Source organism: Nocardioides sp. LMS-CY (assembly GCF_018732145.1).
In the GTDB taxonomy this organism is placed as follows: Bacteria; Actinomycetota; Actinomycetes; order Propionibacteriales; family Nocardioidaceae; genus Nocardioides; species Nocardioides soli.
Map to the genome: position 1 here is coordinate 3199310 of NZ_CP076104.1, position 15550 is coordinate 3214859.

Annotated in this window: 13 protein-coding genes; 3 read left to right on the top strand and 10 right to left on the bottom strand. The window is 71.4% G+C overall.

Going from position 1 to position 15550, the window contains the following annotated elements; translation table 11 throughout:
* Nucleotides 1–16: 16 nt before the first annotated feature.
* Nucleotides 17–826, top strand: a complete 810-nt coding sequence (locus KM427_RS15335; protein ID WP_252274549.1) for an SCO6745 family protein — start codon at nt 17–19, stop codon at nt 824–826.
* 93 nt (nt 827–919) lie between these two features.
* Here the strand turns inward: KM427_RS15335 and KM427_RS15340 are convergent, their stop codons facing one another.
* The 7 genes from KM427_RS15340 to KM427_RS15370 form a co-directional block, all read right to left on the bottom strand.
* Nucleotides 920–1387: a RidA family protein gene (locus tag KM427_RS15340; RefSeq protein WP_215524420.1), complete on the bottom strand. Its 468-nt coding sequence runs from the start codon at nt 1385–1387 to the stop codon at nt 920–922.
* A gap of 9 nt (nt 1388–1396) precedes the next feature.
* Nucleotides 1397–3205 carry an adenine deaminase C-terminal domain-containing protein gene (locus KM427_RS15345; RefSeq protein WP_215524421.1) on the bottom strand — a complete coding sequence of 603 codons (1809 nt, stop codon included), beginning with the start codon at nt 3203–3205 and terminating at the stop codon, nt 1397–1399.
* A gap of 28 nt (nt 3206–3233) precedes the next feature.
* Nucleotides 3234–4751, bottom strand: coding sequence for a sugar ABC transporter ATP-binding protein (locus tag KM427_RS15350; RefSeq protein WP_215524422.1), 1518 nt, complete (start codon nt 4749–4751; stop codon nt 3234–3236).
* A 52-nt stretch (nt 4752–4803) separates the two neighbouring features.
* A complete protein-coding gene (locus tag KM427_RS15355) occupies nt 4804–5844 on the bottom strand; it encodes a sugar ABC transporter substrate-binding protein (protein ID WP_215524423.1) in 1041 nt (346 codons plus the stop codon).
* The gene (locus tag KM427_RS15360) at nt 5841–6863 is read right to left on the bottom strand and encodes an ABC transporter permease (protein ID WP_183594215.1); all 1023 of its coding nucleotides are present in this window, start codon (nt 6861–6863) and stop codon (nt 5841–5843) included. Before KM427_RS15360 ends, KM427_RS15355 begins: the two co-directional genes overlap by 4 nt.
* Before the next feature lie 208 nt (nt 6864–7071).
* A complete protein-coding gene (locus tag KM427_RS15365) occupies nt 7072–8358 on the bottom strand; it encodes a dihydrolipoamide acetyltransferase family protein (protein ID WP_215524424.1) in 1287 nt (428 codons plus the stop codon).
* 4 nt (nt 8359–8362) lie between these two features.
* On the bottom strand, nt 8363–10543 hold the full coding sequence (locus tag KM427_RS15370) for a dehydrogenase E1 component subunit alpha/beta (RefSeq protein WP_215524425.1): 2181 nt from the start codon (nt 10541–10543) through the stop codon (nt 8363–8365).
* A 131-nt stretch (nt 10544–10674) separates the two neighbouring features.
* On the opposite strand from KM427_RS15370, the gene KM427_RS15375 reads away from it, so the two are divergent.
* The gene (locus KM427_RS15375; RefSeq protein ID WP_183594212.1) at nt 10675–11178 is read left to right on the top strand and encodes a VOC family protein; all 504 of its coding nucleotides are present in this window, start codon (nt 10675–10677) and stop codon (nt 11176–11178) included.
* Nucleotides 11171–11815: a GntR family transcriptional regulator gene (locus KM427_RS15380; protein WP_215524426.1), complete on the top strand. Its 645-nt coding sequence runs from the start codon at nt 11171–11173 to the stop codon at nt 11813–11815. The genes KM427_RS15375 and KM427_RS15380 overlap by 8 nt, the downstream gene beginning before the upstream one ends.
* A gap of 12 nt (nt 11816–11827) precedes the next feature.
* Here KM427_RS15380 and KM427_RS15385 read toward each other — a convergent pair whose 3' ends face one another.
* Genes KM427_RS15385 through KM427_RS15395 form a run of 3 tightly spaced genes read right to left on the bottom strand, consistent with a single transcriptional unit; the run spans nt 11828 to nt 15539 of the window.
* Nucleotides 11828–13276, bottom strand: coding sequence for an NAD-dependent succinate-semialdehyde dehydrogenase (locus KM427_RS15385; RefSeq protein ID WP_215524427.1), 1449 nt, complete (start codon nt 13274–13276; stop codon nt 11828–11830).
* A gap of 48 nt (nt 13277–13324) precedes the next feature.
* Nucleotides 13325–14578, bottom strand: coding sequence for a M24 family metallopeptidase (locus KM427_RS15390; protein ID WP_215524428.1), 1254 nt, complete (start codon nt 14576–14578; stop codon nt 13325–13327).
* A 1-nt stretch (nt 14579) separates the two neighbouring features.
* Nucleotides 14580–15539: an NAD(P)-dependent oxidoreductase gene (locus KM427_RS15395; protein ID WP_215524429.1), complete on the bottom strand. Its 960-nt coding sequence runs from the start codon at nt 15537–15539 to the stop codon at nt 14580–14582.
* Between the last annotated feature and the right edge of the window lie 11 nt (nt 15540–15550).

Genomic DNA, 15550 nt, shown 5'->3' on the forward strand with positions numbered 1-15550 from the left:
GTGCACCGTGAATCCCATGGCTCGTCGGATGTTCGAGCTGGTCGAGCCCATCGGCGTGATCCCCTACTCGGCCGACGAGCCCAACCAGGCGATGTTCGCCCTGGGGTTCACCAACTACTGGGACACCTACTTCGCGGGCCGGGCGGCGCCCCTCGGCATCGTCCCGGCGGAGGTGGTGGACGCGCTCTTCTACAGCTTCGCTCCCGGCGAGGTGGCTCGGCACATTCCGAAGGTGTGGCGCACCACCACGCCCGAGGCGGCGATCGCCGCTCGCCAGTCGGGTTGTGTGAAGGCGCTGCGGCGGATCCTCGGCGACCACGTCGACTCGCCCGCCTTCGCCCGCGCCGCCGAGCTGTTGACCATGGCGGCGATCAGCGCGCCGGTCGAGGGCCGGCCGATGTACGCCGCGCTGCGCGCGCTTCCGATTCCCGATGAGGTGGTGGCCCGCCTCTTTCACGCAGCCTCCCTGCTGCGCGAGCATCGTGGCGACGGGCACGTCGCGGCCCTGATGGTCGAGAGCATCGGTGGCCTCGAGGCGCACGTCCTCCTCGCCCTCGACCTGGGCATGCCGGCGGAGAGGTTCGGTCGCATCCACCACCTCCCCCAGGCGCAGCTCGCCGCGGTGATCGACGCGATGCGCGACCGCGGCCTGATCGGGGACGACGGCGGGCTGAGCGATCTGGGCGGCGCCGTCAAGCAACGGGTCGAGGCCCGCACCGACGACCTCGCGGCGAGACCCTACGAGAGCCTCTCACCGGACGAGCTCCACGAGCTCATGGCCGCTCTCGAACCGCTCGCCTCGCTGCTGCTCGCCGCACCGGACTAGGACGGCGGACAGCCGGCGAACGCAGACGGCACTGCCCGGCCGTGAAGGGTTGGGGGTCGCTCGTCACGGCCGGGCAGTGCGTCCCGGGGAGGGTCAGGCGGGGACGGCCGCGACCGCCTGGATCTCGAGGCGGAGGCGGTGGTCGGTGGCCAGACGGACCACCTCGACCGAGGAACTGGTCGGGATGTGGCCGCCGAACCACTGGCCCTGGTGCCGGTTGACGGTGTCCTGGTCCTCGCCGACGTTGGTGAAGAAGCGGATCAGGTTCACCACGTCGCTGCGCCGCGCGCCGGCGGCCTGCAGCGCGAGGTCGAGGTGGTCGAAGGCGTTGGCGACCTGGCCGGCGATGTCGGCGGGGACGGCGTCGAAGACCTCGGGCACGTGCGGGTGGTCGTGGTAGACCGGCGCGCCGGTCACGCCGCTGATGAACACCAGCCGCGCGTTCGAGACCACCCGGATCGCCGGGACGAACGGGCTGACGATCGCCTCGTCGTACCCCTCGTGGTGAAGGATCTCGGCGCTGCCGCTCTCGACGAGCCTGGGGGCGGGGACGGTAGTCAATTCTTCTCCTTAGGCAGAGGTGAGGTCGGGGTCGGCGACGAAGAGGTCGCGCCCCTCGGGTGGTGCACCGCGTACGACGTGGACCAAGCCACGCGAGGTGATCTTCAGCGACGGGATCGAGACGGCCAACAGCGTGAACCCGGCGGCGCTGACCAGCCCCTGGAAGTCCGAGCCCATCTCGGTCTCGATCGCGTGCTCGAACTGCTGGCAGGCCGCGACGACCTCGTCGGTCGGGTCGTCGGTGAGGATGCCGTAGATCGGCAGCGGCACGTGCGCGACGACCGTTCCGTCCACCACGACGGCGAGGCCGCCGGACGAGTCGGCGACCGTGCGCGCGGCGATCGCCATGTCCTCCTCGTCCACGCCGAGGACCATCAGGTTCATCATCCCGGGGTTCACCGTCGCCGCCAGCGCTCCGCGCCGGATCCGCAGGCCGCTGATCAGCCCGGTGAACCGCTCGGCGCCGCCCTCGTGCCGGTCGATCACCGCGATCGTCGCCAGGTCGCGCTCGGCACGGTCGGGACGGCCGGACTTCAGCTCGACGTCCTCGATCCGCTCCTCGGTGATCAGGCTCCCCTCGGTGACCCCGACGACACGCATCGCGTACGTGCCGGAGCGGTCCCCGAAGCAGAAGTCGTCCGCCGCGATCGAGGTGGTGACCACGGTGAGGGCGCGAGCCTCCGCGCCGTACCCCTCCGGCTCGACCGGGGCCAGCATCTGCCCGTGCTCGGCGACCAGCCGTCCGCGGGCGTAGACCGACGAGATGGTCAGCGCGCGCAGGTCGTCGACGAGCAGGAACGACGCGAGCTTGCCCGGCTGCACCGAGCCGTAGTCGTCGTCGACGCCCATCGAGCGGGCCGAGGTCAGGCTGGCCATGGTGATCGCCTCGACCGGCCCGATGCCCGCGGCGACCGCCTGCCGGACCAGCCGGTCGAGGTGGCCGTGGGAGGCCATGTCGGCGAGCTCCTGCTCGTCGGTGCAGAACGCGAACGCCGAGGTCGGGCAGCCGTGCTCGGTGATCGCCGGCACCAGTGCGTCGAAGTCGCGGGCCGCCGAGCCGCTGCGGATCTGCACCGTCAGCCCGAGGCCGACCCGCTCCAGAGCCTCCGCCGTCGTCGCGGTCTCGTGATCGGACACGGCGCCGAGCGCCACGGATGCCTGCAGGGTCGGCCCGGACAGACCCTCGAGATGGCCGCCGACGGTCAGGCCGCGCTCGATGATCCGGTCGTGCAGCTCGCGCATCTGCGGCATCGGCAGCCACGACGACCAGCAGTTCCACTCCCGGAACTCCACGCAGGCCGGGTGGTCGAGGAGCGAGAAGAGGTCCTCCCAGCTGAACCGCCCCGGGTTGCCGAACTCACCGATCCCGAGCACCCCGAAGATCGCCGGAGAGAACAGCACGTCGAGCGCGGACCGCTCGGCCTGCTCCAGCTCGTGCAGCACGGCCTCCCGGCCGGCGATCGTGGCGATCTCGTAGAAGTCGGTGCCCAGCGCGATCGTGCCGCGCGGCACCAGCACGTCCGCCAGCCGGCGGATCACCAGCTGGGACCCGCCCAGATGGATGTGGCTGTCGATGAACCCCGGCGCCAGGAACCGCCGGCCGGCGTCCACCACGGTGGTGTCGGGCCCGATGCAGTGGTCGACCGAGCCGACCGCCGCGATCCGCGGGCCGACCACCGCGACCCCGCCGGCCTGGATCCGGCCGGTGTGCACGTTGACGATCCGCGCGTTGGTGAGTACGAGATCCGCCGGAGCACGTCCCGCGGCCACCGCCGCGGCCGCCTCGCGCTCGAGTCTCGTGGTCGTTGCCGCCTTCACGATCTCCTCCTGCCTCCCTGGTCGACGCTCACGGCGTCGCCGCCTCGAGTACGTCGTGGTACGTCGCGTCTCCGCGCCTGAAGTGTGCCGACTGTCGCCCGAGCCGCAACACGTGGATCTCGTCGCAGTACTCCAGCAGCTCCTCGAACTCCGATGACGCGATCACCACGGCGAGCCTCCGCTCCCGGGCCATCGTGCGGATCAAGGTGAGGATCTCGGTCTTGGCCCGCACGTCGATGCCCTGGGTCGGCTCCGCGAGCATCAGCACCCGCGGGTTGCTGGCCACCACCCGGCCGAGCACGACCTTCTGCTGGTTGCCGCCGCTCAGGTTGCCCACCCGCGCCATCATCCGGCGCGGATGGACACCGAAGACGTCGATCACCTCCTGGGCGATCGCCCGTTCGGCCGCCGGGGCGCGCAGGAAGCCGCGCCCGGTGCGGACGCCGTCCGCGAGGGCCACGTTCTCCACGATCGTCCGGCCGCCGACGACACCCTCCCCCCGGCGATCCTCGGGCACCAGTCGCAGCCCGGCGACGTAGGAGCGGCGCGGCGACCCGGTGGCCACGGTGGCGCCGGCGACGCTCACCTGTCCGGCGTCCACCGGTGTCAGCCCGGCCATCGCCCGCAGCACCGATCCGTGCCCCGAGCCCTGGACGCCGGCCAGGCCGACGACGGACCCGGCGCGCACCTCGAAGCAGACTCCGGCGAAGTCGTCGCCGCTGAGGTCGGAGACCGAGAGCGTGATCGCACCGTCGTCGACGACGTCGTCGTGCCGCACCGGCTCGGTCGGCTGGGCGCTGCCGCCCACCCGCGCCATCTCCGCGAGCAGCGTCTCGCGGTCGACCTCGCCGCGGCGGTGCCGGGCGACCACCTCACCGTCGCGCAGCACGGTGATCACGTCGGCGATCCGCACCACCTCGTGGAGATGGTGACTGATGTAGACCACCGACCGACCGGCTCGCCGGAGCTCGTCGAGCACCTCCAGCAGGTGCTGGGAGTCCTCGTCGGAGAGCACCGCGGTGGGCTCGTCCAGGATGACCACCCGGGCCGGTCGCGCGAGAGCGCCGGCGATCTGCGCCAGGCGCGCCTGGGCTACCGAGAGCGCGCCGTACGGCGTCGCCGGGTGCACGTGGCGCAACCCGACGGCCGTCATCGCCTCGGTGACCTCACGGCGTTCGGACGCCGACAGCCGGGAGTTGCGCACCACCGCGGGGCCGTGCCCGAGCAGGATGTTGCGCCCCACCGACAGCAGCGGCACCCCCTGGGTGTCCTGCGGGACCATCCGGACGCCGGCGGCCAGCGCCGCGCGCGGGCTGCGCAGGTGCACCGGCCGACCGTCGACGACGATCTCGCCGTCCGTGGGCGTCTCCATGCCGGCGAGGATCTTCACCAGCGTCGACTTGCCGGCGCCGTTCTCCCCGACGATGGCGTGGACCTCGCCCGGATAGAGGTCGAGGTCCACGCCCCGGAGGGCCTGCACGCCCGGGTACGTCTTGAGGATCGACGACAGTCTCACCTCAGGCTCGCCCCGACGCTCTGCGCTCACGCCCGCCACCGTCTGCACTCCTACCGTCTCCGATCGTCCCGTGCGCGCGTCGCTACGGGATCAGCTCCGCGTTCGCGACGGGAGAGTCGATGTCGTCCTTGGTGAACAGCGGGATCGGCAGGCAGGTGACCTTCGGCGGCTCCTCGCCGTTGAGCACCTCCACCATCCGGCCGACGCCGATGATGCCCATCCAGCGCGGCGCGAGCCCGAACACCGAGTCCATCGAGCCGCCCTCCAGCGCCTTGACCGAGTCCGGCTCGTAGCCGGCCGACACGTAGGGCACCTTCCCGCGGTAGTCCGACGGCAGCGAGTCCGGCGGCAGGATGAAGTAGTGCACCGAGAAGATCCAGTCGATGTCGGGGGTCGCCTGGACCGCGTCCTCGAACGACCGCAGCCCCTCGGCCGGGTCGACCAGCTGGGTGGGCGCGGCGGCGATCTCGAGCTTGGGGTACTTCTCCGCGATCCGGTCCTCGAAGCCCTGGGTACGACGCTGTGACCAGGTCGCGTTCGACGGTCCCGCGATCAGGATGCCGGTGCCGCCGGCCTCGCCGACCACCTCTGCGACCCGGTCGGCCGCCCGCTGCCCGAAGGCGTAGTCGTCCTGCATGACCATGTACACGTCGTCACTGTCGACCTCCGAGGAGATGTTCACGACCGGGACGTCGTCGTCGGTGGCCTGGGTGACGACCGGCACCGAGCCCTTGATGTCCGAGGGCGCCATCACGATGCCGTCGGTGCCCTGGACGAGCGCGTCGCCGACCTGCTGAAGCTGCTGGTCCGGCGAGGCGTAGCCGTCCGCCGAGAACTCGGTCAGGTCGGCACCGGCGGCCTTGGCCGCCTCGGCGGCGCCCTGGCTGATCGCCTGGTAGTAGTAGCCGGCCGAGCTCACCTGCATCAGCGTGAGCTTGGTGCCACTGGGCGCCTCGGGCACCTCGTAGTCCAACAGCTCCTGCTCGGTGGGCGAGGCATCGCACTCGAGCGAGGAGCCCAGGTCGGCGATCGCCGTCGGCTCGTCCTTCTCGTCGCTGGCACTGCAGCCGGACGCGAGCAGCGCACCCGCTGCGAGCCCAGCGCCCACGGCACGGATCTTCATGACTTCTCCTGACTCTCGGTGTTGGGGGACGGCATCGCCGGGGCTCCGTCGTAGGCGACCACGCTCGGGGGGCCCGCCGCCGGCCTGCGCCCCGAGCGGGTCCGGCGAAAGCGATCGACCAGCACCGCACCGACCAGCACCGCGCCGGTCAGCATCTGCTGGACGAATTCCGAGATACCGGCGATGTTCATGCCGGTGGTGAGGATGCTCAGCAGCAGTACGCCGAGCACGATGCCGCTGATCCGGCCGGCGCCGCCCCCGATGACGAAGCCGCCGATGACCGCGGTCGCGATCGAGCGCAGCTCGTAGCCGCTGCCCAGCGAGGCCTGGCCGACGCCGACCCGCGACATCAGCATCAGGCCGGCGAGGCCCGCGCAGAGCCCGCACATCGTGTAGGCCAGCAGCTCGTAGCGCCGCACCGGCACGCCGGCGACGACCGACGCCGCCCGACTGCCGCCGATCGCATACAGGTTCAGCCCGGTGCGGGTCCAGTTCAGGAGCGCCCAGCTGACCAGGCCGGCGATGCCGGCGATCGCCAGCGCCGAGGGCACCGGGCCCCAGTCGGCGCGACCGATCCAGGCGACCGAGTCGGGCAGGCCGGAGACCGAGCGACCGTCGGAGATCACGTTGGCGTACCCCGTCACGATGCTCATCACGCCGAGGGTGGCGACGAAGGGGCTGACCCCGCAGACCGCGATCAGCACGCCGTTGATCAGGCCGACGGCGGCCGCAGCCAGCAGCCCGGCCACCAGCCCGGCCGCCATGCCGTAGTCCAGCATGACCAGCGCCGCGACGGTGCTGCTCAGACCCATGGTCGCCGCCACCGAGATGTCGAAGCCGCCGACCAGGAGCGCGAAGGACTGCCCGAGCGTGACGACGAACAGCACCGCGATGTAGCGCGAGAGGTTCTCGGCGTTGCGCAGGGTGCCGAACTGGTCGGGGAACAGCACGGTGAAGACCACGATCAACGCGGCCACCACCACGGCAAGTCGGATCTCGGTGCGATACGCCTCCAACACGTGCCGCCAACTCGCGCGATCCGGTGCGTCGTGCAACAACTCGCTACTCCTTCGTGACCACATCATCACAAACGTTTGCGGTCGGGCCAGTCTCACGACACCGCCGCTTGATTGTCAAGCATTTGCGCGCAAATCGCGGCACGATCGTGCTCGCCAGATGCGGTCGCCAACGGCCGCTTGCGCGGCCTGTTCTGCAATCGGTTGCGGATCAGCCGAGGATCCGGATCGGATGCTCGACCAGGCCGCGGAAGGCCGTCAGCCAGCGGGCCGCCACGGCCCCGTCGACCGGCCGATGGTCGACCGACAGCGTCACCCGCATGACCCGTCCGACCACGATCGAGCCGGCCTCGACGACCGGCTCCTCCCGGACCGCACCGACCGCCAGGATCGCCGCGTGGGGCGGGTTGATGATCGCGGCGAACTCGTCGACGTCGTACATCCCGAGATTGGTGACGCAGATGCTGCCGCCCTCCAGCTCGTCCGGCCGCAGCCGGCCCGCTCGAGCCCGGGCGGCGGCCTCGCGCAGCGTGCTCGCCAGCGCGCCGATCGGCTGCCCCGCCGGGTCGCGCACCACGGGCGTCAGCAGACCTTGGTCGGTGCTCACCGCCACCGCGACGTCCACGGTGCGATAGCGGCGCACCGCCGCGTCGGTCCAGGTCACGTTGAGGTCGGGCACCTCGCGGCCGGCCAGCGCGACGGCCCGCACGACGAGGTCGTTCACCGACACCCGACCGGCCTTGTCGACCCCCGCATTCAACTCCTCGCGCAGGGCCATCAGCCGATCGGCCCGCAGTGCCGCGCGCAGGTAGAAGTGCGGCGCCTCCTGCTTGCTGCGCACCAGTCGCGACGCAGTAGCCCGGCGGATCCGCGTGTGCGGAACCTCCTCGTACGGCGCCTCTCCCGCACGATCCGGGGCGTCGGGACGTGCCGGCAGCTCGGCGCGGCCCCGCCCGTCGAGCTCCTGGACGGCGGGTGGGGCGGCGGGAGCCGGGCGGTCCGCGACGGCCTGCTCGACGTCGCGGCGCAGCACCCGTCCGCGTGGACCGCTGCCCCGCAGCCGCTCGATCTCCAGGCCCGCCTCGGCCGCGAGCCGGCGCGCGAGCGGGCTCGCGAAGACCCGGACCGGGCCCTGGGGCTCGGCGGCGGCCGCGGCGGGCGGTGGGTCCTCGACGTCCCTGCGCTCGGGCAGCACCGGGTCGGTGACCACACCGACGCCGAGGCTGACGAGAAGGGCGTCGACGTCGGCCACGGACTCCCCCGGCTCGCCGAGCACGGCGATCGGGGAGCCGACCTCGACCTGGGCGCCGGCGGGCACGAGGAGCTTGAGCAGCACCCCGGCGGCGTCGGCCTCGATCTCCACCGCGGCCTTCTCGGTCTCGACCGTGGCGATCGGATCCGCCGCCGCGAACTCGTCCGCCTCGCCGACCAGCCAGTCGGCGAGCATGGCCTCGGCCGTGTCGGCCGCGACCTCGGGCATGCGCAGGATGCGGGCCATCTCCTCAGTACCTCGCGATCTCGTCGAGCATCGCCACGACCTCGGCCTGCTGGGCGATCGCGGCCCGTTCGAGCACCTTGCTGATGCTCGGCGACGCCTCGCCGCCGGTGACCCGCCACACCGGCGCGTCGAGCAGGTCGAAGAATCGCCGGTGGATCTCGTCGGCCAGCCAGCCGCCGTACGACGTGCCGATCGCGCCCTGCTCGGCGATCAGCAGCCGGTTCGTCTTGGCCAGGCTGGCCTCGATCGTCTCCCAGTCCACCGACGCGCGGTCCAGCCAGCGCAGGTCGATGACCTCGGCGTCGACGCCACCGTGCTCCTCGACCGCGCCGAGCACGAACGGCGTCATGCCCAGATAGGTCAGGACGGTCAGGTCCGCGCCCTCGCGGCGTACCTGCGCCCGGCCGACCGGGAGCACGTAGTCGTAGTCGTCGACCGGACCCGGGCCACTCGACTGGTAGAGGTCGACGTGCTCGAGGACGACGACCGGGTCGTCACACTGCAGCGCGGCGTTCACCAGGCCGACGTAGTCGTACGGCGTGCTGGGCGCGACGATCCGCCAGCCCGGCGCGGTGGCCATCACGCCGGCGGGGTCCATCGAGTGCTGCGACCCGTAGCCGGTGCCCATCGCGACCTTGCTGCGCAGCACCAGCGGCACGCCGTCGGTGCCGCCGAACATGTGACGCGCCTTGCCGATCTGGTTGAACAGCTGGTCGGCCGCGACCCACATGAAGTCGGCGTACATGAACTCCACGACCGGTCGGTACCGGCCGTCGATCGCGATGCCGCCGGCCAGGCCCGCGAACGCGTTCTCGCTGATCGGCGTGCCCAGCACGCGGTCGGGGAAGCGCTCGGTCAGGCCCCGGGTCGCGCCGTTGGTGCCGCCGTTGAGCCGGTGGACGTCCTCCCCCATCACCACGACCCGCGCGTCGGTCTCCATCCGGCGCGCCATCACCCCGGCGACCGCGTCGATGAACCGCATCTCCTCGACCGGCACCGCGAACCCGTCGGCGGGCACGACCCGCTGACCGTCCAGCTCGCCGAGGTCGCCGCGCACCCCCACGTCGGCGAACGCCGCGTCGGGCCACTCGCCGGCCTTGATCTGTCGTTGCCCGGGCCGACCGCCCGGAACGGGCTCGACCAGGACGGCGCCGATCTCGGCCATCGTGGCCTTCGCCTGGGCGAGGGCCGTGGCGGTCTCCTCGGCGGTCATGATGCCCCGTCGCTCGAGATGCGCGGCGGTCTGGACGAGCGGGTCGCGGTTCCGCCAGGCCTGCTCCTCGGTCTTGTCGCGATAGCCGAAGGCGCTCCCCGCGAAGCCGCCGTTCTGGTGGAAGAAGCGATAGGTGTCCGCCTCGACCACGGTCGGGCCGCCACCCTGTCGCATGTGCGCGACCGCCTCGCTCATCGCCAGGTTGGTCGCGAGCGGGTCCATCCCGTCGACCCGCCAGCTCGGGATGTTGAAGGCGAGCCCGCGAGCGGAGAGCCGCGGCTCGGCGGTCGCCTCCCGGACCGAGGTGGACACGGCGTACTGGTTGTTCTCGATGAAGAAGCAGACCGGCAGCCGCCAGGCCGCCGCCAGGTTCATGGTCTCCAGCGTGGATCCGATGTTGACCGCACCGTCACCGAAGTAGGTGACCGAGACGGCATCGGTGCCGGCGTGCCGGTGCGACCAGGCGAAGCCGGCCGCCTGGGGTACGCCGCCGCCGACGATGGCGTTGGTGCCCATCGCACCGGCGTCCTTCCACTGCAGGTGCATCGATCCGCCGCGGCCGTGGCTCCAGCCCCGCTCCAGCCCGCAGATCTCGGCCAGGGTGCGCAGCAGCACGTCGCGCAGCTGCGCCGAGGGCACCGCGAGAGGATCGATCCCGTCCGGCTGCAGGTGGTGCAGCGCCTTGGCCAGGAACTGGTGGTGCCCGCGGTGGGAGCCGTTGACCAGGTCCGCACTGGTCAGCGCCAGCACCGAGCCGACCGCGCCGCCCTCCTGGCCGATGCTCGAGTGCGCCGGACCGTGGATCAACCCGCTCGCCGCGAGGTCGAGCACGTACTGCTCGAAGGTCCGGATCCAGACCAGGTGCGCGTACATCGTGCGCATCAGCCCCGGGTCCGCCCGGTCCCAGTCCGCCTGGGTGACCACGGTCTCGACCCAGGGTGAAGCCGGCTCCAGCCGACGGTGCTCCGCCATCAGATGCCCTCTCATGCTGTGACTGCGAGCACTCACTGTGGTACAGATTGGATCCGAAATCAAGGGATTGATCCGCGCTTCTCGCGGACGTGTCTCAACAGAACTTCCGGATTGGATCCAAGGAGCGTACAATGGGACTTCCCGGCCTCCGCCGACTCGACCACGTCGGCTTCACCGTCCCCGACCTCGACCAGGCCCACGACTTCCTGGTGGACGTCCTCGGCTGCGAGTACCTGTACACACTCGGCCCGTTCCGCGACGACGGCGACTGGATGACCACGCACCTCGCCGTGCATCCACGCGCGGAGATGGTGAACCGGTGGTACCGCTGCGGCGAGCAGGCGGTCTTCGAGGTGTTCGCCTATGCCACGCCCGACCAGCGTGACGCGATCCCTCGCAACAGCGACGTCGGCGGTCACCACGTCGCCCTGTACGTCGAGGACCTCGACGCCGCGATCGACCACCTGGTGCGCGCCGGTGTCGAGGTGTTCGCCGGGCCGACGGCGAGTCGCGGCCCGGCCGAGGGCAACCGGTGGATCTACTTCCTGGCACCCTGGGGCATGCAGTTCGAGCTGGTCTCCTATCCCGCCGGGAAGAAGTGGGACCGAGAACAGGAGGAGTCGCGTCGTGACTGAGGCGAGCAGCACGCGGGTCGCCGACTATCTGCGCACCGCGATCCTGAGCGGAGAGCTCAAGCCCGGCGACCGGATCCGGCAGGAGGAGATCGCCTCACGGTTCGGCGCCAGCCGGCTGCCCGTGCGCGAGGCCCTGCGCATGCTCGAGGCCGAGGGGCTCACCGAGCACGAGCCCCACAAGGGCGCCCGGGTGCCCCGGCTCACCGCCCACGAGGTCGACGGCGTCTACCGCATGCGCGAGCGGCTCGAGCCGCTCGCGCTGGCCGAGAGCATCCCCCGACTCGACGACACCGACACCTCCCGGCTCGAGGAGATCCAGCAGGAGATCGAGGAGAACGACGACCTCGAGCGGTTCCTCGAGCTCGACCGGGAGTTCCACCTGCACTCCTACCGCGGCTGCCGGCTCGATCCGCTGACGTCGATGGTGCAGCGCCTGTGGAACTCCACCCAGCCCTATCGCCGGGCGTACGTCGCCCGCGGCGGCCGGAGCCGGATGTGGGTGGTGAACGCCGAGCACCGACTGCTCCTCGACGCGATCGCGCGCGGCGACTCGGTCGACGCCGAGCGCACCCTGGAGGGGCACATCCGGCGCACCCGGATCGAGCTGGCCCGGTACCCGGACCTGTTCGACGCCTAGGTCGGGTGCCGGCTACCAGCTGACCGCGATGTACTTGGACTCCAGGTAGTCCAGCATCCCCTCGTGCCCGCCCTCGCGCCCGATGCCGGACTGCTTGGTGCCGCCGAAGGGAGCCGCCGGGTCGGAGACCAGGCCCCGGTTGAGCCCGACCATGCCCGAGTCCAGCGCCTCGCTGACCCGCAGGCCGCGCGCCAGGTCGTCGGTGTAGACGTAGGACACCAGGCCGTACTCGGTGTCGTTCGCCAACCGGATCGCCTCCGCCTCCTCGGTGAAGGTCACGATCGGCGCGACCGGCCCGAAGATCTCCTCGCGCAGGATCGCCGCGGACGGCGGGACGTCGTTCAGCACGGTCGGGTTGAAGTAGCTGCCGACCCGATCGGGTCGGTCGCCGCCGACGACCACCCGAGCTCCTTCGGCGACCGCCGACCGCACCAGCTCGTCGACCTTGTCGACGGCGTCGGCGTTGACCAGGGGCCCGACGTCGGTCTCCGCGGCGGTACCGGGCCCGACCCTGAGCTCCGACATCCGCTCCGCGAGCCGGCGCGAGAACTCCCCGGCCACGTCGGCATGGACGTAGAGCCGGTTGGCGGCCGTGCAGGCCTCACCGGCGTTCCGCATCTTCGCCACCATCGCGCCCGCGACCGCGGCATCGAGGTCGGCGTCCTCGAAGACCAGGAACGGCGCGTTGCCACCCAGCTCCATCGAGCAGTTCACGACCTGGTCGGCGGCCTCCCGCAGCAGGATCCGGCCGACCTCGGTACTGCCGGTGAACGACAGCTTGCGCACCGACGGGTGGTGCAGCATCGCCGACACGACCGCGCCGGACCGGCGGGCCGGGACCACGTTCACGACCCCGGGCGGGACCCCCGCATCGGCGAGGATCCTGGCGACCAGCAGAGCGGTGAGCGGGGTGTCGCTGGCCGGCTTGAGGACGACCGTGCAGCCCGCCGCGAGCGCCGGGCCGATCTTCCGGGTCGCCATCGCCGCCGGGAAGTTCCACGGCGTGACCAGCACCGCGACGCCGACCGGCTGATGGACGACCAGGATCCGGTTCTGGCCCGACGGCGCCGTGGCCACCGTGCCGAGGATCCGCACGGCCTCCTCGCCGTACCACCGGAAGAACTCCGCGGCGTACGCCACCTCGCCCCGGGCGTCGACGAGCGCCTTGCCGTTCTCGAGCGAGATCAGCCTGGCCAGCTCCTCGCTCCGCTCCTGCATCAGCAGGAAGGCACGGCGCAACACCTCCGCCCGCTCCCGCGGTGCGGTCGCCGCCCAGGCCGCCGCGGCGGCCTCCGCGGCGGCGACGGCGGCGAGACCGTCCTCGACCGAGCCGTCGGAGACGGCGGCGAGCACCGCTCCGGTGGCGGGGTCGGCGACGTCGAAGCGCCGGTCGTCGGAAGCCGGGGTGGGCTTGCCGTCGATCCACAGGTCGAGGGGGAGGTCGGGGATGTCTAGTGGCATGGCGGCTCTCGAGTCCGTTCGCGTGGTTCTGGCTGCGGTGGTGGGGGGTCAGTAGCGGTTGGCGACGACGAGCTCGTCGGCCGGGAACAGGGTGAGCACCTGGGGACCGTCCTCGGTCACCACGATCTCCTCCTCGATCCGCGCCGCCGAGAAGCCGTCGGAGGCCGGGCAGTAGGTCTCCAGGGCGAAGACCATGCCGACCTGCAGCTCGAGCGGCTCCTTCATCGAGTTCAGCCGCGAGATGATCGGCCGCTCGTGGAGGCCGAGGCCGAGCCCGTGCGCGAACTGCAGCCCGAACGCGGACAGCTCGTCGGGGAAGCCGAAGTCCTCCGCCTTGGGCAGCAGTGCGGCCACCTGGTCGGTGCCCACCCCGGCCTTGATCCCGTCGATGCCCCGGTCCATCCACTCCCGCGCCTGCTGGTAGGCGTCGCGCTGGGCAGGCGTGGACCGGCCCACGGCGAAGGTCCGGTAGTAGCAGGTCCGGTAGCCGTTGAAGGAGTGGATGATGTCGAAGAACGCCTGGTCACCGGGGCGGATCACCCGGTCGGTGAAGTTGTGCGGGTGCGGGTTGCACCGCTCCCCCGAGATCGCGTTGACCGCCTCCACCTGGTCCGAGCCCATCTCGTAGAGCCGCTTGTTGGCCAGCGCGACGATCTCGTTCTCCCGCACGCCGGGCTTCAGCGCCTCGTAGATGTCCTGGTAGACGCCGTCGACCATGGCGGCCGCCTGGCTGAGCAGCATGATCTCGTCGGCGCTCTTGATCACCCGGGCGTCGAGCATCAGCTGCTGGCAGTCGACGACCGTCAGGCCCTGTCGCTGCATCTCGAACAGGAACGGCGGCTCGACGATGTCCACGCCGACCGGGAGGCCCGCGACGCCCGCCTCCATCAGGAGCGACTTGATCTCCGCGACCGCCTGGGTCATCAGACCCACGGTGGGTGCCACCGCGCCGCGGAAGCCCAGGAACCCGGGCCGGTTGTGCTCGGTCGGCAGCCACGGCGAGTGCAGCTGGTGGTGCTTCACGGCGGAGCCGAAGTCCCACAGCATCGGCTCCTGACCACGGGTCAGCAGCGCGTACCGGATCATCTTGTCGCCGAGGGCGCCGCCGATCCACGTCTGTGTGGTGTAGCGGATGTTGTAGAAGTCGAACAGCAGGAACGCGCCGCACTCGCTACTCTCCAGCGCCGCCCGTGCCCGCGAGAGCCGGTAGGCCCGCAGGCGCTGGAAGTCGACGCGCTCCTCGTAGTCGACACCACCGTGACCGGGGGCCGGCAGTGGGCGGCCCCCGAGCTGGACTGCCATATCAGCCCACCCGGTCGGCGGCCGACAGTCCGTCGTCCACCTCGACGTTCTCGGAGACCAGCGTGATCCCGGAGTTGGCGGCCTGGACGTCCAGCAGGATCGCGAAGTCCTCGGTGTTGCGGTCCTGGCTGACGCTGGTCTGCACCGCGGCGGCAGTGGCGGCGCAGATCGGCATCGGCACGTCGAGCTCGTGGGCCGCGGCGGCCCCCAGGTCGAAGTCCTTGCGCAGCAGCACCGGGGTGAACGTCGGGGTGTAGTCGAGGTTCACGAACGCCGGGGTCTTGTAGCGGGTGAAGGTCGATCCCATCACCGAGTTGTTGAGGAACTCCAGGAACGCGTGCCGGGGAACGCCGCCCTTCTCGCACAGCACGGTGATCTCGGCCATGCACTGGGTGACCACACCCAGCATCAGGTTGTGCGCGATCTTCACCAGCCGGGAGACGTCGCCGTCGCCGACGTACGTCGACCCCAGGCCCAGGCAGTCCAGCAGGGGCTGGACCCGCTGATAGGTCTCCTCGGGACCGGAGACGACGATGCTGAGCATCCCCGCCCGGACGACCTTGCCGTTGCCGCTGACCGGCGCCGCCAGGAACGCGACGCCACGCTCGGCGCAGGCCGCCCGCATCGCCGCCGAGGACTCGGTCGACACCGTGGAGCAGTCGACCACCACCCCGGGCACCTCGCCGTCGCCGACGAGCAGCCCGCCCTCCCCGACCAGGACCTGCTCGAGGTCGGCGGGCGCGGAGACCATCGTGAAGACGACGTCGCGGCCGCGCAGGTCGGCGATGGTGTCGGCGACCTGCGCGCCGAGCTCCATCAACGGCTCGGCCTTCGCTCGGGTCCGGTTCCAGGCCGTCACGTCGTAGCCCGCCCGGGCCAGCCGTCCGGCCATCGCCGCGCCCATCCGTCCCGTACCGATCCAGCCGACCGTGAGCTCGCTGGGAAGATCGGGGGTGCTCATGTGTACCTGCC

Bases quoted from the DNA above. Each gene is read 5' to 3' on its own strand.
- KM427_RS15370 (WP_215524425.1), bottom strand. From the start codon at position 10,543: ATGGCGGAGCACCGTCGGCTGGAGCCGGCTTCACCCTGGGTCGAGACC.
- KM427_RS15375 (WP_183594212.1), top strand. From the start codon at position 10,675: ATGGGACTTCCCGGCCTCCGCCGACTCGACCACGTCGGCTTCACCGTC.
- KM427_RS15390 (WP_215524428.1), bottom strand. From the start codon at position 14,578: ATGGCAGTCCAGCTCGGGGGCCGCCCACTGCCGGCCCCCGGTCACGGT.
- KM427_RS15335 (WP_252274549.1), top strand. From the start codon at position 17: ATGGCTCGTCGGATGTTCGAGCTGGTCGAGCCCATCGGCGTGATCCCC.
- KM427_RS15365 (WP_215524424.1), bottom strand. From the start codon at position 8,358: ATGGCCCGCATCCTGCGCATGCCCGAGGTCGCGGCCGACACGGCCGAG.
- KM427_RS15355 (WP_215524423.1), bottom strand. From the start codon at position 5,844: ATGAAGATCCGTGCCGTGGGCGCTGGGCTCGCAGCGGGTGCGCTGCTC.
- KM427_RS15385 (WP_215524427.1), bottom strand. From the start codon at position 13,276: ATGCCACTAGACATCCCCGACCTCCCCCTCGACCTGTGGATCGACGGC.
- KM427_RS15395 (WP_215524429.1), bottom strand. From the start codon at position 15,539: ATGAGCACCCCCGATCTTCCCAGCGAGCTCACGGTCGGCTGGATCGGT.